Below are 19,123 nucleotides of genomic sequence, written 5' to 3' on the forward strand. Positions count from 1 at the left end.
ATTTACTCGAACAACGCACCCAGCATCGTGAGGCTTGAATCGAATGCTGCGCATTCGCGAAAACCCTGCTGCAGGAAAGCCTCGATGCGCGGATAGAGCGCAATCGCTCGGTCCAGCAATGCGTCGCGGCCGCTCGCGTAGGCCCCGACGTTGATCAGATCGCGATTGCGCTGGTAGCGCGACAGCATCTGTTTGAAAATACGCACGCGATCCAGATGTTTATCGTCGATCAGTGCCGTCATCGCTCGCGAAATCGACGCTTCGATGTCGATCGCCGGGTAATGTCCGGCTTCCGCCAGCGTGCGGGACAACACGATATGACCGTCGAGAATCGCGCGGGCCGCGTCGGCGATGGGGTCCTGCTGGTCGTCGCCCTCGGTCAGCACCGTGTAGAACGCGGTGATCGAGCCGCCGCCCGCGGGGCCGTTGCCCGTGCGCTCGACGAGGGCCGGCAGCTTGGCGAAGACCGAAGGCGGATAGCCTTTCGTCGCGGGCGGCTCGCCGATCGCGAGTGCGATCTCGCGTTGCGCCATTGCGTAACGCGTGAGCGAGTCCATCAGCAGCAGCACATGCTTGCCCTGGTCGCGGAAATATTCGGCGAGCGAGGTGGCGTAAGCAGCGCCCTGCATGCGCAGCAGCGGCGAGACGTCGGCCGGCGCGGCGACGACGACCGAACGCGCGAGCCCGTCTTCGCCGAGGATCTGCTCGATGAATTCCTTCACTTCGCGGCCCCGCTCGCCGATGAGGCCGATCACGATGACTTCGGCACTCGTGTAGCGCGCCATTTGGCCGAGCAGCACCGATTTACCGACACCCGAACCGGCGAACAGACCCATGCGCTGGCCGCGTCCGACGGTGAGCAGGCCGTTGATCGCACGCACGCCCACGTCGAGCACCCTGTGGATCGGTTCGCGCTGCAGCGGGTTGATCGACGGGGCCGAGAGCGGGGCGTCGGCGCCTGTGTCGAGTTCGCCGAGGCCGTCGAGCGGGCGCCCCGAAGCGTCCACGACGCGCCCGAGCATGCCCCAGCCCACCGGCAGGCGCTTGGCGCCGGCAAGCGGATCGGCCACCGGCGCGCTTTCGCGCGGAAAGACGCGTGCGCCCGGCAACAGGCCGGCGACTTCGGTCGTCGGCATGAGGAACAGGCGCTCCGCGGCGAAACCGACGACTTCGGCTTCGGCCATCGCGTACGGGCTGCCGGGCGGCAGCTCGATCATGCATTCGGCTCCGACGCCGAGCCGCAGGCCCACCGCCTCCAGCACGAGGCCGGCCGCGCGCGTGAGCCGCCCGCAGGCGGACAGCGGCCGGGCGAGCGCATTGCGCTGGCCCAGGCCGTTCAGCCGCGCGCGCCAGGCGGCGAGATGCGGATTGGCGGCCAGCGCGGGGTCGGGCGTCGCGAGCGGCATGCGCAACGTGGGCGCGGTAATCGCGCGGCGTCCACGCGAGAGCACGCCGGCATCGACGGGCGCCGTCTCGGGCGCGCCTTCGGGGCCGAACGAAGCGAGGGCGAGTTCGACTTCGAGCGGCGACATGCCGCTCGCGCGCAGTGCATCGACGGCGCGCTCGGTCACCATTGGGTCACCTTGCCGAGTGCCGCCGCCACGCGCTCCCAGCGCGATCCGATGGACGCGTCGATCTCGCCGCTCGCGGCATGCGCGCGGCAGCCGCCGCGCTCGATCGTGGCGTCGGTGCGCACGCTCCAGCCCAGCGCTTCGAGTTCTTCCTTCAAATAGGCTTCGACAACCGGCAGATCGGCCGGATTGACGACGAGTTGCGGTGCGCCCGTGAGCGCGGGCTCGGCGGCCAGCACCTCGCGCGCGCAGGCGACGAGCGCGACCGGATCGTGCGCGATATGCTGCCGCACGACCTGCTGGGCGACATCGAGCGCCAGGGCGACGAGCGTTTCGGAGAGCTCGCTTTGCACGCCGTCGACGGCGGCCTTGAACGATTCGGCGAGACTGGCCAGCCGCGCCGCTTCGGCCAGCGCTTCCTGACGGCCTTTTTCGAAACCTTGAGCGAGGCCTTGATCGAAACCTGCCTGATAGCCCAATGCCTGGCCGGCCACGTGGCCCGAGGCGAGGCCCTGCGCGTGCGCTTCGTCGCGCAGGCGCTGCAGCTCGCGCTCGTGAGCGCGATCGGCGACGGGATCGGGGGGCGGAGGCGGATCGAACGAAGCCATCTCCCAGCGCTGGTACGCCGAGATCTGACCGTCGCTCTGACGCCCGGAATCAGACATATGCATCTTCCGCCTTTCCGCCAATCACGATCTGGCCGCTTTCCGCCAGATTGCGCACGATCTGCAGGATACGCCGTTGCTGCGTTTCGACTTCGGAGACGCGCACGGGACCGCGCGAATCGAGGTCTTCCGCGAGCAGCTCGGCCGCACGCTGCGACATGTTCGAGAGGAACTTCTGACGCAGCGCGGGCTGCGCGCCCTTGAGCGAGATGATGAGCGCTTCGGACTCCACTTCCTTGAGCAGGAGCTGAATCGCCCGGTCTTCCAGATCGAGCAGGTTCTCGAAAACGAACATCTGGTCGACGATTTTCTGCGCGAGGTCCGCGTCGTACTGCTTGACGTTTTCGAGCACCGATTCCTCGTGCACGCTTGTCATGAAGTTCAGGATCTCGGCCGCGGTGCGGATGCCGCCCATCGGGCTGCGCTTCAGGTTGTCGCTGCCGGAAAGCAGGCCCGTCAGCACGTCGTCGAGTTCGCGCAGCGCCTGCGGCTGAATACCGTCGAGCGTCGCGATGCGCAGCAGCACGTTGTTGCGCAGGCGATCGGTGAAGCACGAGAGGATTTCCGAAGCCTGATCGCGGTCCAGGTGCACGAGGATCGTCGCGATGATCTGCGGGTGCTCGTTCTTGATGAGCTCGGCCACGGCCGGCGAGTCCATCCACTTGAGTCCCTCGATGCCGCTCGTATCGCTGCCTTGCAAGATCCTGTCGATGAGCACGCCGGCCTTGTCTTCGCCGAGCGCTTTGGTCAGCACCGAGCGGATGTAATCGCCCGAATCGAGCGACATCGCCGTGTGCTGCTCGGCCGCCTTGACGAAATCCTGCAGCACCGTTTCCACTTCCTCGCGCGTCACGTTCTTGAGCGACGCCATCGTCGCGCCGATCTTCTGCACCTCGCGCGGCCCGAGGAATTTGAATACCTGTGCGGCCTCTTCTTCGCCGAGCGACATCAGAAGCAGCGCGCTTTTGGTTACGCCTTCAGCGCTCATCGGACACCCAATTCTTGACGACGGTTGCTACGATCTTCGGATCCTTGCGCGCGATCGTCCGCGCATAGTCGAGGTTCCGCTCGAATTTCTGCTTCTCGTTCTCGAACGCGAGCAGGTTGATTTCCATTTCACTGTTTTGCTCGATGGCGTTCGTGACCGGCGATGCGCCGCCGTTCGCCGGGATGCCGTCGAGCAGCACCGGCTCGTCGGGTGTGCCGATACCGTTGCCGGCCAGCGCTGCTGCCTGGCTTCCCGGCGCGGGCAGCGGCGGGAATGCGCGCTTGAGCGCCGGCTTGACCATGACCAGATAGAGGACCAGCGCCGCGATGCCGATACCGATCCACTTCGCCGCCTGGACAGCGAGCTCGATCATGTTCGGCTGGCGCCACCACGGCACGTTGGCGAGCGGATCCTCTTCGGTCGAGAACGTGCTGTTCACGATGTTCACGGAGTCGCCGCGCTTCGCGTCGAAGCCCATCGCGTCCTTGACGAGTTGGTTGACCTTGGCGAGCTCGTCGGCCGTGAGGGCCTGCATCGTGGCGTGGCCCTTCGCGTCGACCACCCGCTTGTAGTTGATCACGACCGCCGCCGAGAGCCGCTTGATGCCGCCCATCGGTTGCTCCATATGGGAGACGCGCTTGTCGAGCTCGTAATTGGTGGTCGCGTTCTTCTGCTCGCTGATCGGCGTGGAGTTTGCCGAAGCCGACGCACCGCTGGCTGCAACGATCGGTGCCGAAGCCGGCTGCGGCGGCGTATTCGAGAGCGCGCCCGGCACGCCGCCCGCGGCGCTCTGGCCGACTTCCGTCGCCGAGCTCGTCTGCTGGCTGCGGATCGCGGCCTGCTGCGGGGTGCCGTTCGGGCCGTAGGACTCGGCCGTCTGCTCGCTTTGCGAGAAATCGATGTCAGCACTCACTTGCGAGTGCGCGTTGCCCGCACCGAACAGCGGCGCGAGAATGGCATCGATTCGCCGTTGCGTGTTGTGCTCGATCTGCTGAACGTACTTGAGTTGGGTCGCGTCGAGGCCGTTACCCGAGGCCGGTTGCGTGAGCAGATTGCCGTCCTGGTCCACGACGGTCACGTTCTTGAACGGCAATTGGGGCACGCTGGACGCGACCATATGCTGGATGGCCGATACCTGGCCTTCATCGAGCGTGCGGCCCGGGTAGAGGTTGACGAGCACGGAGGCGGACGGCGCTTCGCGCTCGCGCACGAATACGGTCGGCTTCGGAATCGCCAGATGCACGCGCGCGGCCCGCACGACGGAGATCGACTGGATCGTGCGCTCGAGTTCGCCTTCCAGGGCGCGCTGATAGTTGACCTGCTCGGCAAACTGGCTGATGCCGAATTTTTCGCGGTCCATCAGCTCCATGCCGACTGAACCGCTCTTGGGCAGGCCTTGCGAAGCGAGCCGCAGCCGCATTTCGGCGACTTGGTCGGACGGCACGAGAATCGCGCCACCGCTTTCCGAGAGCTTGTAGGGGACGTTGGCCTGCTGCAATGCAGCGACGATGGCGCCGCCGTCCTGATCGGAGAGGTTGCTATAGAGAATCCGGTAGTCGGGCGAACGGGTCCAGAGAATGAGGGCGGAGATGGCGGCGATGAGGACGGCCACCGCGAAGATCAATGGTGCGCGCGGGTTGCCGCGCATTTGCGAAAGCGACGAGAAGCGCTGAGCGAGGCCGCCGAGCTCGGCGCCGCCCGCACCGACGCCACCGGCGCCAGGCAAGGCGCCTGCCGCCGCCGCGCCGGGCTGCGCGCCCGCCAGGCTCATGCGAGCGTCGGGGTTGATCAAGGAATTGGCCTGCGAATCCATGCGTCGGGGTTCTCCGGGATGCGGGGGTGACCAACCGGCGCCGGCCCTGGAGCGGGCGCGGGTGGACACTTTCACGAGAAGGATTATCACCAGGCGGCCCGCGGCGCTATCAGTCGAATAGAGCCGGGTTTTCCCCCTAGTTTCGCGGGTTTGGCAAAAGGGCCGCTGCTATGCTCCATTCCTGATCGGTGAATGGGTCGGCAAGCGCTGGCCTGTCTCCGATCATCGTTTCAGCCCTTTTCCCTCCCGGAGAAACTATGACTGTGCCAGTCAATCCGCTCGAATCGGCTCTCGCGCAGATGCGGTCGATGGCGGCCGAGGCGGCCGGCGGTGCCCGCTCGGTCACGCTTGGCGAGAAGACGGAAGCGAGCGGCGCCGGCAGCTTTGCCGCGGCGCTTAAAAGCTCGCTCGACAAGATCAGCGGCGATCAGCAAAAGGCGGTCGGCGAATCGCAGGCGTTCGAGCTCGGCGCATCGAATGTGTCGCTCAACGACGTCATGGTCGATATGCAGAAGGCGAACATCGGCTTCCAATTCGGCCTGCAGGTGCGCAACAAGCTCGTGACCGCCTATAACGAGATCATGCAGATGTCGGTGTGACAGGCGCACGCGGGCCGCGCGTGCCTGGTAGAAAGGTTCGTAATTTCGTCTAAAGCTTTGGTCCGGTTGATCCGATAACCGCGATATGAGCACGGTGCGCTGGCTACGGGGTGCTGGCACGAGCGCTGTGCCGTACGTTTCGCAAGAAGCGTCGCTTTTCACGAATTTCCGCAACCATTGAACAAAATAGGAGAGGCGCCGATGTTTTCCCAAGGCCACGCTGGAGCGAACGCGTACGCGCGTGTCGGCGTCGAGACAGGGGTGATGGGCGCGAATCCGCATCAACTGATCCTGATGCTCTACCAGGGCGCCCGGCGAGCCATTGCGCAGGCACGCATGCATTTGCAGCAAGGCAACATCGGCCCACGCGGCGAAGCCATCGGCAAGGCGCTTGCGATTATCGGCAGCGGCCTTCAGGCATCGCTCAACATGGAAGTGGGCGGCGAGGTTGCGGCGCGCCTCGACGCTCTCTACAGCTATATGACCCGGCGTCTCCTGGAGGCCAATCTCGAGCAAAGCGATGCGATCCTGCTCGAGGTGGACGGCCTGCTGGCGACGCTGGAGGAAGCCTGGATCGGCATCGGCGGCGAAATTGCGCGCGTCGCGGCCCAAGGCTCCCCGGAAGTTCAACGATGAACGCGACAGCAGAATATCTTGCGCATTACGAAGCAATCGCCGCCGTCTCGGCCCGCATGTTGGCCGCAGCCCGCAAGGCGCTCTGGAACGACTTGATCGAATTGCAGGAAGAGTATCGCGTGCTCGTCGATATGCTGCGGGAGATGGATGCCGGCGCGCCGCTCAGCGAAAACGAGCGCGGGCGCAAATTCGATCTGATCCGCCAGATCCTGGCCGACGATGCCGCGATCCGCGATCTCGCCAATCCCAGCGTAGCGCGGCTGTCGGTGTTTTTCTCGGCGCGGCGCCCCGCGCACGTGCTCAAGGAATTGTTCGGCGCGCGCTAGGCGGCGCGGCGCTCATTTTATCCAAGGTCTTCGTACCGCCTCGTGCGGCGACGGGGCAGCTCAGGACCCTGCATGACAGGAATCGACTCGAGGCTGGCCACGGTGCTGGCGAGCCGCATCGACAGCCTCATCGACAGTGTCGCTGCGGGCTCGCGCACGGCCGCCGCCCAGACAGGCGCGTCCACGCAGGCGAGCGATATGAGCGCGGCCCCCACGCTGGGTGCGCCGCTCGTCGATACGCCGCTGCCGGCCTCGGCTCAAGCCACGTTGTCCGAAGTCGCGCTGACGCTCGACGCCATTTCGCGAATCGGCGGCGAGGCTACGCCGGCCGTGCTCGGCGAGACGCCGATCTGGCCGGCGCCGCCGGCCATCGATGCACAAGCGGGTCTGCCCGAAGGACTCTTCGCCGCGACGGCGGCAGCCACAGCGACAGCGGGCGAGCCAGCCGCCGCGGCCGATACGCGAAGCGGCTCGGCTGCTCAGACAGGCGCGAGCGGGCCGTTCGCCGCCGATGCCCCCGCATCGTCCGGTTCGGTCGCTCTGGTTGCATCGGCGGCGAACTTGCCCGTCGCCGCGCTCGCCAGTGCGTTGGCGAGCACCGTCGCCGAAACGGGTCTCTTCTACGAATCCCATCTCGCGCAGTGGCTGAGCGGCGGCTATCCCGCCGAGGCACTGCTCAAGGAGCCGCAAGCGCGGCTTGCCGCCGAGACTTCCCAGCTTTCGCTCGACTGGAGCGATGCCGACGACGCCGGCTTCGTCTCGGCCGGTCCGCAACTTTCCGGATGGGGCGGCGCGGCGCCGGACGGGGGCTTGTCCGGTATGCCCATGCCTGGGCACGCGGCTGCCGCGCAATTGCTGGCGTCGGCGCTCGCCTCGCAGGCGCGCTCGGACGCGGCTGCCTACGCAGGTGCGCGGCAAGTGCCTGGCATCTCGACACAGGTCGGTACGGATTCGGACAAGGCAGCGCAGGCGCAAACCGGCTCGGCCGCGCGCGCATTGCAAGCGGCCGGCAGCGCGCCGGGCTCGGTTGCGGCATCGATTCATCCCGCCACGATCCCGCTCGTGCGGCAGCAGCTCGATTTGCTCGCGACGGAGCAATTTCGCTGGAGCGGCGAGGTGTGGCCCGGTGCGAAGCTCGACTGGACGATCGAGCCCGACGACCCGCGCCGCGGGCGACCGGGCGAGGCCGATGCGGATAGCGAGCAGGCATGGCGCACGCGGCTCACGCTGACGTTGCCCACGCTCGGTACAGTGGACGCGGACCTCATGCTGCGCGGTTCCCAACTGATCGTCCGGGTTCAGGCAAGCGCAGCGGGCGCGGCCCGGCTCGCGACGGGCGGCGCGGCCTTCGGTCGCCGGCTCGAGGCGGCGGGTATCGAGCTCGCGGGCCTCACGGTGAGGGAGATCGGCGGACCGGCGGCGGGTGCCGCGAGCGGCGCCGGGCAAGCCGCCACTTCGGCGTACGCCCGTGCTGCGGCGACGGCGGCCGAGGCGCAGGTACACGACACGACTTCGGCCGTCGATCAATGGGAACGTGCGCCCGCGGAAACGGCGGCACCGTCAACGGCTGCGCGCGCGCCTCATTCGCCGCTCGATCGTCTGTTCGACGATCCGTTCGATTGGAGCGGGGCATGAGCCGCACGACGCGCAAGAGCGCGGCGGCGCTCGCTTATGACGCGAAGTCGGGAGATAGCGCGCCGCGCGTCATCGCAAAGGGCTACGGGCTCTTTGCCGACATGATCGTGCAGCGCGCCGAGGAAGCCGGGCTTTACGTTCATCGCTCGCCCGAGATGGTGTTGTTGCTGATGCAGGTCGATCTCGATTCACGCATCCCGCCGCAACTCTATCAAGCCGTGGCGGAGCTGCTCGCCTGGCTCTATCGGCTCGAAAGCGGCGCGGGCGATACGGGCGAAGCTTTGCCTGCTGACGCGCCCGATTCCACGCAACGGCAAACGGGGCCGGGCGAGGCGGGGCATCCGCCTTACCCGCTGCTTCCGGCCAATTGATTTCCGGGCATTCAACGCCGGGTGATTCAGGCCTTCCAGGCCTTCCATGATTTGGCGCCTTTACCGGTAGGCGCCGATTCCGCCACTGCCGCATGCTGGACCGAAGGGTCGCCGGGCTGGGGTGCATCGCTCTCGGCGCCGGCACCGTCGCTCGTCACATGGGCCGCAAAGCGCTTGACGAATTCGTCGGCCACTTTCATGACGGTGCCGCTCGTGCCGTTCGTCGAGCCGCGCGAGACGCACGACAACGTAGTGGACGCTTCGCCATCGGCTTCGAGTTCCAGGTGGGCGCTGCCTACTGCGCCAGCCTCGCTGCCGGCCTCGCTTTCGAAACGCAGCGTGCAGGCGCGCGGGGCCTCGCCACGGATCATTCGCATATGACCGGTGAACCGCGCTTTGACCCCATCCAGCGACGTATTGACGGCGAAGGCGAACGCTTCTTCGCCATCCGCAACGAGATGGTCGCATCCCGGGATCGATGCGCGCAGGACTTGTGCATCGTTCAGTGCATCCCAGGCGCGTTGTGGCGGTACGGGCAGCGTATAGCTGTGCGTCGATTCCATTGCATTGCCTCCCTCTCGTGAAAGTCCAAAGGGCGGCCGAGCCACCGGCCGGCCGCTTCCATTATGTACCTTGTGAAGCAGGGTGGTTCCGCGAATTGGCTGCGGCGCGACGCCGCCCCGCTCGGGGCGGGGCGCGACGCAAGAACGCGCGTATCAGCGCGGTACCGGGGCCAGATGCGAACGGCGGCGCGAATAGCCGAAATAGACGAACAGACCCAGAGCGAGCCAGATCAGGAAGGCGGCCCAGGTGATCCACTGCAGGTTCACCATCAGAAACACGCACGCTGCGACGGCCAGCAGCGGCAGCACCGGCACGCCGGGGCAGCGAAATGCGCGCGGCAGGTCCGGGTGGGTGCGCCGCAGGATCAGCACGGCGATCGACACCATCGAGAAAGCCGCGAGCGTGCCGATGTTGATGAGCTCGGCGAGCACATCGAGCGGCACGAGCGCGCCGATCAGTCCGAAGAACAGGCCCACGAGCCAGGTCGTCTTGAACGGTGTCGCGAAGCGCGGATGAACGCTCGAGAGCGACTTCGGCAACAGGCCGTCGCGCGACATCGCGAAGATGATGCGCGTTTGCCCGTAGCTCATGACGAGAATGACGGTGAGCATGCCGAGCACCGCACCGAGATCGATGAAGCCGGCCACCCATCGCTCGCCCGCCACTTGCAGCGCGTAGGAGACCGGATGAGAGATGCCCGCGAATTGCGCCGACGGGACGATCCCCGTCACGACGGCTGCCACGGCGACATAGAGCACGGCACATACGGCCAACGAGGCAATGATGCCGATCGGCAAGTCGCGCTTCGGATTCTTGACCTCTTCGGCCGCCGAGGAGACCGAATCGAAGCCGATGAAGGCGAAGAACATCACCGCCGCGGCCCCGAATACGCCGTGCCACCCATTTGCCATGAACGGATGCCAGTTGGCAGGCTGCACATGGAACGCGCCCACCGCGATGACGGCCAGCACGACGGCCACCTTGATCGCGACCATGGCGTTGTTCACGCGCGTCGATTCGCGCACGCCCACGGACAGCAGCGTCGTGATCACCATCATGACGAGAAACGCGGGCAGATTGAACAGCGTCACCTCGCCCGGCACCGTACCGGGGGCGGCGCTCAGGGCCAGCGGCAGCTTGAGTCCGAAGCCGGCGAGCAGCGACTGCAGGTAGCCCGACCAGCCGACGGATACCGCGGAGGTGGCGAGACCGTACTCGAGCATCAGGTCCCAGCCGATGATCCAGGCCGCGAGCTCGCCGAGCGTGGCGTAGGAGTACGTATAGATCGAGCCCGCCACCGGAATCGTCGAAGCGAATTCGGCGTACGCGAGACCCGCGAGCGCACAGGCGACGGCGGCGATCAAAAACGCGATCATCAGCGCGGGGCCGGCTTGCACGGCGCCCGTGCCGGTCAGCACGAAGATGCCGGTGCCGATGATGGCGCCGACGCCGAGAAACGTCAGGTCGAGCGCGCCGAGCGCCTTTTTGAGGCCGGTGCGCTCAGCGCCGGCAATCATCTGCTCGACGTTCTTTTTGCGGAAGAGGGACATGAAGGGCGAATCTCCGAAATGCACCGGCAAGGTGCGTGTGCCGGCCGCCGTGAAAACCCGCAATTCTAGCGGATCGGCCTTGGCTGGATTAGAGACGCGTCAGAAAACCAGAATAATCGCTAGGACCGAGCGAGCGCGAACGCACTGAAATGGTGCGCGCCGGAGCGACAGATCCCGATTCAGCTGTTCATGACCGGATTGAAGTCGACGAGGCGGTTGCTCATCACGTAGTAGGTCAGCTCGGCGTTGTTGCGCAGCTTCATTTTTTCGAGCAGCCGGGTACGGTAGACGCTGACCGTCTTGACCGAGAGCGAGAGCGTGTGGGCAATGTCGGTCAGCCGCTTGCCCGAAGCCAGCATGCAAAGCGTCTGATATTCGCGGTCGGACAGCTTTTCGTGCGGGAGCTGGTCCCCGTCGAACGATACGTATTCGGCGAGCGCTTCGGCGAGCGCCGGGCTCACGTACTTGCGCCCGGCGGCGACTTGCCGGATCGCCTCGATCATCTGCGCCGCCGTGACCGTCTTCGAGAGGTACCCCGACGCGCCGGCCTTCAGCGAGCGCACGGCGTACTGATCCTCGCGAAACATCGAGAACATCATGACGGGCGTGCGCGGCGCGCGCCGTTTCATTCTTTTGAGCACCTCGACACCGTTCATGTCCGGCAGCGAAATGTCGAGCAGCACGAGATCGAAGGGCTCTCCGGCATCCACGCCCATCAGCGCCTGCGCGCCGTTGTCGGCTTCGACGACTTCACGCGCCACACTGTGATTGAGCAGGAGCTGCCGGACGCCCTGGCGCACGATCGCATGGTCGTCGGCGAGCATGATGCGTAGTGTCATGTGGCCTGCCTCGTCGCCAAGCCGCCCGCATCGGCGCGGGCGTCGCGTGCTTCCAGGATCGCGTCCCAGCCAAAACGCGCGCGTACCGTCGTACCGGGACCTTCGCCGATGCCTTGCGGCAAGCCATCGGCGAAGGCCCTGGATGAACCGCTTGCGGGCGCACCGCGCGTGACGACGCGCAGCGAACCGTCGAATGCCTCGCAGCGTGCGCGCATCCCCGCCAGACCGAAGCCCACCGTCCGTACCCGATCGGAGCGTCGGCGGCGCCGGATGCCGCGCCCGTCGTCGCTGACGATCAGCGTGAGATAGCGCGCATCCGTTTCGATGCGCACGTCCGCGCACGAGGCCAGAGCGTGCTTCGCGACGTTGCTCAACGCTTCTTGCGCCACGCGAAAGACGGCGAGCGCCGCACCTTGCGGCAGTTGAGTGAGGCGAACATCGGCGGCGCACACGACGCTCGTGCGCAAGCCCGTGCGTTCGGTGAACGCATGCGTCCAGTGAGCGAGTGCGCCCACGATGCCGCCCTCGAAGTGCGGTGCGTGCAGATCGGAGACGATACGATGGCTGGCTTCGCAGGCGGCTTCGAGCGAGCGTTGCGCAATGGCGAACGCCTCGGTTGCGCAGACGTCGCGCTTGGCCGTCACGCTCGGCTGCACGCCCGCAAGCGCAAAGCGCGCGGCGGTCAGTTCGGGGCCGACGCCGTCATGCAGCTCGCGCGCGAGATGCTCGCGGGCCGCTTCACAGGCCAGTACGAGTTCGCCGGCAAGCTCGCGCAGGCGTTTTTTCAGGGCAGCGACATCTTCCCCCCGGCTGCGGGGCCGGCCGGATCGGGCGGGAGGGGCGCCTCGAAAGAGCAGGCCATCGAGGTGGCCATGCTCTCGTCGTCGCGCGGGAAATCGATCGGACGTTCACTCATCGCGGAAAACGGCTTCTTCTAAGCTAAGCGGCTGGAAAACGGCGAACTACTGCTCGTCACATGCGCCGCGGAAAATCCCGACGCCGCCCGTAACGGTACTTACAACTTGTAGCAAGACAATTCCTAATAGAAATCGTTTACATCCTATCGGCACCGGTCGGGTCGATCATATCTCAAAAATTAGGAAAAGATCAGACCTGACAAGACTTAGACGAGGTTCTTAATGTACCGATTGACATTTTTCGCGCGTTGAGATGTAAGACTAATTCCTACGAACAAACCTCGCCGAGCCGCGTGTCGGGATGTAACAAAAGTAACAACAGCGCCCCCCTGGGCGCCCCCCCTCGGTGGCGCGATGCGAGGCACGAAAGGCGAAAAAAAACCGGAGCCTCGGCTCCGGTTTGCACTCAGCGCGTAGCTTGCTCCGGCTTCAGCCGACGAACGCCTTTTCCACGACGTAGTGGCCGGGCTCGTTGTTGCTGCCCTCCTTGAACCCCAAACTGTCGAGCAGTTCGCGCGTGTCGCGCAGCATATGCGGGCTGCCGCAGAGCATGACGCGGTCGTTTTCGACCGAGAACGGCGGCATGTTCAGGTCGGCGAAGAGCTTTTGCGTATCGATGAGCTCGGTGATGCGGCCGCGGTTATGGAACGATTCGCGCGTGACCGTCGGGTAATAGATGAGCTTGTCGCGGACCAGATCACCGATGTGCTCGTGCGCGGGCAGGTGATCGGTGATGTATTCCTTGTACGCGAGCTCGTCCACGAAGCGGCAGGTATGCGTCAGCACGACCTTCTCGTAGCGTTCGTAGACGTCCGGATCCTTGATCAGCGACATGAACGGCGCGAGGCCCGTACCCGTCGAAAGCAGCCAGAGCGTCTTGCCGGGCAGCAGGTTGTCCGTCACGAGCGTGCCCGTGGGCTTCTTGCCGATCAGCACCTGGTCGCCGACCTTCAGATGTTGGAGGCGCGACGTCAGCGGGCCGTCCTGCACCTTGATGCTCAGGAACTCGAGGTTTTCCTCGTAGTTCGCGCTGGCCATGCTGTAGGCGCGGATCAACGGCTTGCCGTCGACTTCGAGCCCCACCATCGTGAACTGGCCGTTCTCGAAGCGAAACGCGGTGTCGCGCGTGCAGGTGAAGCTGAAAAGCGTGTCGGTCCAGTGGTGGACGGAAAGGACGGTTTGCGAGTTGAGATTGCTCATGGCTACTTGGACAAGAACGGCGTCGCCGGACGCAGAATCCGCTATTTTACCGCGCTTGGCGCGCCGGCGCTCAATGCGTTGTTGCGACGCATGGCGACTGGCGTGCCGTTGCCGTCCGGTTCACTCGGCGAGCCGCAGCCGCGCAACGTAGGGGAGGTGATCCGAGAGCCACGCCGTTTCCTGCGTCGGAGCGAGCCATTCGACCGGTGTCAGCCCGCGCACGAACATCTTGTCGAGCGCGAGCGCCGGCGAAAATGCCGGGAAGGTCCGCGCGGGCTCGCCGAGTTCCGTTGCGACTTCGGTCAGTCCGTGCTCGCGGAACAGCGGAATCGAATCGCTGCGCCAATCGTTGAAATCGCCGGCCAGCACGAGCGGACCGTCCGGCGCCTCGCGCGCGATCCAATGCGCAATCCAGTGCATCTGGCGCAACCGCGCCGAGCGCGTGAGCGCCAGATGCGCGCACAGCAGCGTCACCGAGCGGCCCGCGAACGCCGCGCGTGCGACGAGCAGGCCGCGTTTTTCGAAGCGATGCGCCGAAATGTCCCAGCGTCCGCCGAGATCGAGCGGATGCGGTGAAAGAATCGCATTGCCGTGGCGCCAGGACGGCTTGAACACGTTCGGTCCGAGCGCGATATCGAGCTCGAGCGCGTGAGCGAGTTCCGTGGCCTGGCATTCCCAGACGTCGGAAAGCGGTTCATGCACGGGCGCGCCGAAGCTCGTCGCGAGGACCGGCCCCGGCATGCGGCGCGCCATCGCTTCTTGCAGAAAATAGGCGTCCGCGTGCGTCGATTCGACCCAGCGCTGCATGGCCTTCCAAGCCGTGAACCCGAGCGGCGAGCGCCCTTTGTGCAGGTTCCAGCTGACCGCGACGAAGTCCTTGTTCGCACTCGCCGCCGCCTCGCGTAGCAGTTCTTCGGGATTTCGCATTGCACGCTGTTCCTGCTTCTCGATTGTCCTCAATGGGAGGCCACGCTCGCGCTCACGCGATACACGAGCGTCGGATGCGCCTCGACGATGGTCCAGCTTGCCGGTTGGCCGGGCACCACGACAAGGCCGGGATGATTGGCCGCCAGGCGCCGCGGCTGCGGCGGCAGCGTGCAGCCTTCGGGCGTGCGTTGCGCCGTCTCGTCCTCGATCGTCTCTTGAGCGTCGATTGCAAGCGTGATGCCGGACGGTTCGGCGGAGATAGGCGAAACCGTCAGTGTCCGCGCGAGATCGATGCGCGCATCGGGCTGGTTTTTGCAACCGACGGCATGCACGACCTCGTGATGATGCGTGGCCGTGACGGCCTGGCCGACGGCTGTCGTGCCTTCGAACGTGTCCACGTCGCGGCCGTCGCGCAACACCTCGAGTCGCCACTGTACGAGGGTGGGCTCGGCCGGCGCCGGTGCTTGTACGGCTGGCGCCGGTGCGGGCAGCGGTGCCGGCGCTACCGTGGGTGCGAGCGGTACTGTTTGCGTCGGAGGTGGAGGGGCAGTTTGCGCCGCCGCCGCGAGCGCGGTACAGCATACGGCGCACGACACGATGAACCGCAAAGCCCGCCTCGACCCAGCCGCCATACCGATTTTGCATCCCATTCGAAAGCTCTCCTTCGCGCCCCTTTTGTCGCCGTGGGCGCAAGCGCTCATCTTACGCCTAAGGCATCGGACGGCATTTCAGCGCTATTAGCAGCAACGGGCGCCCGCTGCTTGCTTTGCGCACGGAACTTGCGTCGCTACACTGAACTCGTTGTGAAACTAGCAAGCGAAATGCGCGCCGCCTTCAGGGCGCCGATGTTCCGGGGGACGACCCAAGACCGACGGCGGGCAGATTCGCAACAGTGAGGTGAGCGATGACGACAGCCATGGTCAAGCACGAACTTGCGGTCGCCTCGTTCAGCAAAGTCTACGACCTGGATCAGGTCGAGACGGCGCTGAACGAATTGGGAGAGAGCGCGAACGAGGCATTGCGCACGACATACGAAAAGATGTTGAAGGTCGGCAATATGCGCTTTTGTGTGAAGCCGAACCGGATGCCATCGATCGATGCGCTGCTCGACATCTTGCCGAATTTCGCCGAACCGCTCGAAGACGTGCGGCGGCAAATCGCGCTTTGCATCGAGACCGAGGACCGGCTCGAACTCATGCCGATCCTGCTGCTCGGCGATCCAGGCATCGGCAAGACGCATTTCGCCAAGGCGCTCGCGCGTCTTTTCGGCACCGCTTACCAATACGTGGCGATGAGCTCGCTCACGGCGGGCTGGATTCTGTCGGGGGCTTCTTCGCAATGGAAGAACGCCAAGCCCGGCAAGGTCTTCGAGACACTCGTGAACGGCAGTTATGCGAATCCCGTCATCGTCGTCGACGAACTCGACAAGGCCAACGGCGACTCGCAATACGATCCGCTCGGCGCGCTGTATGCGCTGCTCGAACACGAAACGGCGCAGTCGTTCATCGACGAATTCGCCGAAGTTCCGATCAACGCGGCGCAGGTGATCTGGATCGCCACGGCCAACGACGATCGCAGTATTCCCGAGCCGATCCTGAGCCGCATGAGCGTCTACGAGATCACGCCGCCCGACTCGGCGGGCGCGCGGCGCATCGCGCAGGCCATCTACGACGAGATCCGCTGCACGCATGCCTGGGGACAGCGTTTTCCAGCCGAGCTCGGCGACGATGCGCTCGATGCGTTGGAGCGGAGCTCGCCGCGCGATATGCGCCGCGCGATTCTGCAAGGGTTCGGCGCGGCGCGCGTCGATGGGCGCGATGCGATCCGCGCCGACGACATCCGGCTCGATCGCAGCACGCGCCGCCGTCCGATCGGCTTTTGAGGCCGGCGATGCGCCGCATGCGCTCGCGCGCATGGCGCGCGTCGTACAATCGCCGGGACGAGGCGCATCGGCGGCGATGTGCGGTCACACGAAAGCGCCTGCCTATCGGGGCACATACGCGAGCGGGTAGTTGACGCGAACGGGCACCGGGGCAGGCTGCGGCGGAAGACATGGACCAGATCGAATGTGTAGTGATCGGCGCCGGCGTCGTGGGTTTGGCGGTGGCGCGTGCGCTTGCCGAGCGCGGGCGCGAGGTGCTCGTGCTCGAGGCGACGCAAGCCATCGGTACCGGCACGAGCTCGCGTAACAGCGAGGTCATCCATGCGGGGCTCTACTATCCGCGCGGCTCCCTGAAAGCAACGCTGTGCGTGCGCGGGCGCGAAATGCTGTACGAATACTGCGCGGAGCGCGGCGTGCCGCATCGGCGCTGCGGCAAATTGCTCGTGGCGACCGCGCGCAATCAGTTGCCCCAGCTCACGGCGCTTGCCGCACGCGGCAAGGAAAACGGGGTGCTCGATCTCATGCGGCTCACGGGCGAAGAGGCACAAGCGCTCGAGCCGGCGCTCGAATGCGTCGAAGCGGTGTTTTCGCCGCAAACGGGTATCGTCGATAGCCATCAACTGCTGCTTGCGCTGCAGGGCGACGCGGAGCGCAACGGGGCCGTCTGCGCGTTTCATGCGCCGGTGGAATCCATCGACGCAAGCGGTGGGCGCTTCGTCGTGCAAGTCGGCGGTTCGTCGCCGAGCGTGCTGTCTGCCGCAACGCTCGTCAATAGCGCGGGGCTCCACGCCAATGCGCTCGCGCGAAAGATTCGCGGCCTCGATGCGCGCCACGTACCGCCGCTTTACTTTGCGCGCGGCTGTTACTTCAGCATCTCGGGGCGCGCGCCGTTCTCGCGGCTCATTTATCCGATGCCCAACGAAGCGGGGCTCGGTGTGCATTTGACGCTCGATCTGGGCGGACAAGCGCGCTTCGGTCCCGACGTGGAGTGGGTTCAATCGATCAACTACGACGTCGATCCGCGCCGCGCCGAGAGCTTTTATTCGGCGATTCGCGAGTACTGGCCCGCGCTGCCCGATGACGCGCTGCAGCCCGCTTACGCCGGTATCCGGCCGAAGCTGTCCGGTCCGGGCGAACCGGCTGCGGATTTCGTCATTCAGGGGCCCTCGGCGCATGGCGTGCGCGGACTCGTCAATCTGTTCGGCATCGAGTCGCCGGGCCTCACCGCTTGTCTGGCCATCGCCGCGCGCGTGTGCGACATCGTCGCGCGTACGTGAGCCCATGCGCATGCGCGCGGCGAGCCGAGCCGCTTGCGCCGCTCGGCACAAACCCTGATCTCCAGTATGGCCCGCGATGCGCGGGAGATGGCTCGCTTCGTTGTATGCTGCCACTGCTGTCACAAGAGCAGCCGCCCAAAGTGGTTCATTACAACTATGGAGAGTCCCCTGATGAAATCATCTCGTCGTACGTTTTTGATCACGAGTCTCAGCGCCGCTTCGGCGCTCGCGCTGTCGCGTCAGGCATTGGCGGATGCGCCGAAAGTCACCGAGAGCGACCCCACCGCTCAGGCGCTTGGCTACAAGGAAGATGCAACGAAGGTGGACAAGGCCAAGTACGCGAAATACAAGGCCGGCGAACAGTGCAACAACTGCTCGTTCTACCAGGGCAAGGCGACGGATGCCTACGGGCCCTGTCCGATGTTCGGAGGCAAGCAGGTCAACGCCAAGGGGTGGTGCAGCGCTTATAACAAGAAGGCCTGACAAGCAGGCGTCAGCAGCCGGGCGGGCGGCCTGCGGCCGGGCGGCGCGCCGCCGGGCGGCGATCCGCTCGATCCGGCTTATCGCCGTTGCCGGCGCAGCCTTTCTCGCGGGCCGCGCCGGCAACGTGCGATCGATCAGATACGCGTAGCCAGGAACGTCATCGTGCGTCCCAGCGCGAGTGCGGAGGCACGCTGATCGTACGAGGCGCGGTCGGTGCAATTGAACCCGTGGCCCGCGCCCGGATAGACGTGAAGCTCCGCATTCGCCTTGCCGGCGAAGCGCGCTTCGATCGTTCTGACGGCATCGATCGGAATCGAAGTGTCCCGATCGCCGAAATGAAAGAGAATCGGCACGTCGATGCTGTCGGCTTGATCGAGCAGATTCTGGATTCCGCCGCCGTAGTAAGCGACGGCCGCGTCGGTCATGCTTTGGGCTGCCATGCGATATGCAAGCTGGCCACCGATGCAGTAGCCCACCGCAGCGACCGGGCCGGCCAGTTCAGGGCGCGCTTTCAAGGCGCGTACGCCCGCGCCGAGATCGGCCACCGTGCGATCGATATCGAGCGACTTCAGCAGCGACAGCGCCTTGTCCCGATCGGGCCCGTCATAGCCTAGTTCGACGCGTCGCTGGGTGCGCCAGAACATGTCGGGTACGAGCGCGACATAACCCGCTAGTGCATATTGCTCGGCGACCGAGCGGATATGTCCGTTCACGCCGAAAATCTCTTGCACGATGAGCACGCCGGGCCCGCGGCCCGCTCTCGGCAAAGCCAGGTAGCCGTCGAAGCGCTGGCCGTCGTCGCTCTCGATTTCGATCCATTGAGAAGTCACTGTCATCGTCGTTTCCTCATTCGTCATTCATCGTTCATCGTTTCGTTGCT

The 19,123-nt window shown here is 65.5% G+C and carries 21 protein-coding genes; 9 read left to right on the plus strand and 12 right to left on the minus strand.

Annotated elements, in window-relative coordinates:
- Positions 1–2: 2 nt before the first annotated feature.
- The 4 genes from fliI to fliF are packed head-to-tail and all read right to left on the minus strand — an operon-like array spanning position 3 to position 5,037.
- A complete protein-coding gene (gene fliI, locus ACR9ZC_RS07745; protein ID WP_481579866.1) occupies positions 3–1,574 on the minus strand; it encodes a flagellar protein export ATPase FliI in 1,572 nt (523 codons plus the stop codon).
- A complete protein-coding gene (gene fliH / locus ACR9ZC_RS07750) occupies positions 1,568–2,242 on the minus strand; it encodes a flagellar assembly protein FliH (protein ID WP_481579867.1) in 675 nt (224 codons plus the stop codon). Before fliH ends, fliI begins: the two co-directional genes overlap by 7 nt.
- Positions 2,229–3,224, minus strand: coding sequence for a flagellar motor switch protein FliG (fliG, locus tag ACR9ZC_RS07755; RefSeq protein WP_481579868.1), 996 nt, complete (start codon positions 3,222–3,224; stop codon positions 2,229–2,231). The genes fliH and fliG overlap by 14 nt, the downstream gene beginning before the upstream one ends.
- The gene (fliF, locus tag ACR9ZC_RS07760; RefSeq protein ID WP_481579869.1) at positions 3,214–5,037 is read right to left on the minus strand and encodes a flagellar basal-body MS-ring/collar protein FliF; all 1,824 of its coding nucleotides are present in this window, start codon (positions 5,035–5,037) and stop codon (positions 3,214–3,216) included. Before fliF ends, fliG begins: the two co-directional genes overlap by 11 nt.
- Positions 5,038–5,294: 257 nt before the next feature.
- Between fliF and fliE the strand changes: the two genes are divergently transcribed.
- The 5 genes from fliE (at position 5,295) to ACR9ZC_RS07785 (ending at position 8,604) form a co-directional block, all read left to right on the plus strand.
- Positions 5,295–5,636: a flagellar hook-basal body complex protein FliE gene (gene fliE, locus ACR9ZC_RS07765; protein WP_331571298.1), complete on the plus strand. Its 342-nt coding sequence runs from the start codon at positions 5,295–5,297 to the stop codon at positions 5,634–5,636.
- A gap of 201 nt (positions 5,637–5,837) precedes the next feature.
- On the plus strand, positions 5,838–6,272 hold the full coding sequence (gene fliS / locus ACR9ZC_RS07770; RefSeq protein ID WP_481579870.1) for a flagellar export chaperone FliS: 435 nt from the start codon (positions 5,838–5,840) through the stop codon (positions 6,270–6,272).
- Complete coding sequence (locus ACR9ZC_RS07775) at positions 6,269–6,598, plus strand: flagellar protein FliT (protein WP_173255989.1); 330 nt, start codon at positions 6,269–6,271, stop codon at positions 6,596–6,598. Before fliS ends, ACR9ZC_RS07775 begins: the two co-directional genes overlap by 4 nt.
- A gap of 72 nt (positions 6,599–6,670) precedes the next feature.
- Positions 6,671–8,233, plus strand: coding sequence for a flagellar hook-length control protein FliK (locus tag ACR9ZC_RS07780; RefSeq protein ID WP_481579871.1), 1,563 nt, complete (start codon positions 6,671–6,673; stop codon positions 8,231–8,233).
- The gene (locus ACR9ZC_RS07785) at positions 8,230–8,604 is read left to right on the plus strand and encodes an EscU/YscU/HrcU family type III secretion system export apparatus switch protein (RefSeq protein ID WP_481579872.1); all 375 of its coding nucleotides are present in this window, start codon (positions 8,230–8,232) and stop codon (positions 8,602–8,604) included. Before ACR9ZC_RS07780 ends, ACR9ZC_RS07785 begins: the two co-directional genes overlap by 4 nt.
- Positions 8,605–8,630: 26 nt before the next feature.
- Here the strand turns inward: ACR9ZC_RS07785 and ACR9ZC_RS07790 are convergent, their stop codons facing one another.
- From ACR9ZC_RS07790 to ACR9ZC_RS07805, 4 genes are all read right to left on the minus strand, one after another.
- Entirely contained in the window at positions 8,631–9,167 is a 537-nt protein-coding gene (locus tag ACR9ZC_RS07790) for an SRPBCC family protein (protein WP_331571290.1), read from the minus strand.
- A gap of 153 nt (positions 9,168–9,320) precedes the next feature.
- Entirely contained in the window at positions 9,321–10,718 is a 1,398-nt protein-coding gene (gene bcaP / locus ACR9ZC_RS07795) for a branched-chain amino acid transporter BcaP (RefSeq protein ID WP_481579873.1), read from the minus strand.
- Between the two features lie 179 nt (positions 10,719–10,897).
- Positions 10,898–11,557 (minus strand): response regulator transcription factor RqpR, encoded by a 660-nt coding sequence (gene rqpR / locus ACR9ZC_RS07800; RefSeq protein ID WP_331571288.1) that lies wholly within the window; start codon positions 11,555–11,557, stop codon positions 10,898–10,900.
- Complete coding sequence (locus ACR9ZC_RS07805) at positions 11,554–12,345, minus strand: sensor histidine kinase (protein ID WP_481582618.1); 792 nt, start codon at positions 12,343–12,345, stop codon at positions 11,554–11,556. Before ACR9ZC_RS07805 ends, rqpR begins: the two co-directional genes overlap by 4 nt.
- Here ACR9ZC_RS07805 and ACR9ZC_RS07810 point away from each other — a divergent pair.
- Complete coding sequence (locus ACR9ZC_RS07810; protein WP_481579874.1) at positions 12,262–12,495, plus strand: hypothetical protein; 234 nt, start codon at positions 12,262–12,264, stop codon at positions 12,493–12,495. The two genes, ACR9ZC_RS07805 and ACR9ZC_RS07810, sit on opposite strands and share 84 nt — an antisense overlap.
- A gap of 408 nt (positions 12,496–12,903) precedes the next feature.
- Here the strand turns inward: ACR9ZC_RS07810 and ACR9ZC_RS07815 are convergent, their stop codons facing one another.
- The 3 genes from ACR9ZC_RS07815 to ACR9ZC_RS07825 all read right to left on the minus strand — a co-directional run bounded on the left by ACR9ZC_RS07815 (position 12,904) and on the right by ACR9ZC_RS07825 (position 15,251).
- Positions 12,904–13,674, minus strand: a complete 771-nt coding sequence (locus tag ACR9ZC_RS07815; protein WP_481579875.1) for a ferredoxin--NADP reductase — start codon at positions 13,672–13,674, stop codon at positions 12,904–12,906.
- Between the two features lie 120 nt (positions 13,675–13,794).
- A complete protein-coding gene (locus ACR9ZC_RS07820) occupies positions 13,795–14,601 on the minus strand; it encodes an endonuclease/exonuclease/phosphatase family protein (protein ID WP_331571282.1) in 807 nt (268 codons plus the stop codon).
- Between the two features lie 29 nt (positions 14,602–14,630).
- On the minus strand, positions 14,631–15,251 hold the full coding sequence (locus tag ACR9ZC_RS07825; protein ID WP_481579876.1) for a hypothetical protein: 621 nt from the start codon (positions 15,249–15,251) through the stop codon (positions 14,631–14,633).
- Positions 15,252–15,505: 254 nt separating this feature from the next.
- Between ACR9ZC_RS07825 and ACR9ZC_RS07830 the strand changes: the two genes are divergently transcribed.
- The 3 genes from ACR9ZC_RS07830 to ACR9ZC_RS07840 all read left to right on the plus strand — a co-directional run bounded on the left by ACR9ZC_RS07830 (position 15,506) and on the right by ACR9ZC_RS07840 (position 18,243).
- A complete protein-coding gene (locus ACR9ZC_RS07830; RefSeq protein ID WP_481579877.1) occupies positions 15,506–16,483 on the plus strand; it encodes an AAA family ATPase in 978 nt (325 codons plus the stop codon).
- Positions 16,484–16,653: 170 nt separating this feature from the next.
- Positions 16,654–17,760 carry an NAD(P)/FAD-dependent oxidoreductase gene (locus ACR9ZC_RS07835; protein WP_481579878.1) on the plus strand — a complete coding sequence of 369 codons (1,107 nt, stop codon included), beginning with the start codon at positions 16,654–16,656 and terminating at the stop codon, positions 17,758–17,760.
- A 171-nt stretch (positions 17,761–17,931) separates the two neighbouring features.
- Positions 17,932–18,243 (plus strand): high-potential iron-sulfur protein, encoded by a 312-nt coding sequence (locus ACR9ZC_RS07840; RefSeq protein ID WP_481579879.1) that lies wholly within the window; start codon positions 17,932–17,934, stop codon positions 18,241–18,243.
- Positions 18,244–18,377: 134 nt separating this feature from the next.
- On the opposite strand, the gene ACR9ZC_RS07845 is transcribed toward ACR9ZC_RS07840, so the two are convergent.
- Complete coding sequence (locus ACR9ZC_RS07845) at positions 18,378–19,073, minus strand: dienelactone hydrolase family protein (RefSeq protein ID WP_481582619.1); 696 nt, start codon at positions 19,071–19,073, stop codon at positions 18,378–18,380.
- Between the last annotated feature and the right edge of the window lie 50 nt (positions 19,074–19,123).

It is taken from the genome of Trinickia sp. HAY1-2D (assembly GCF_056754935.1).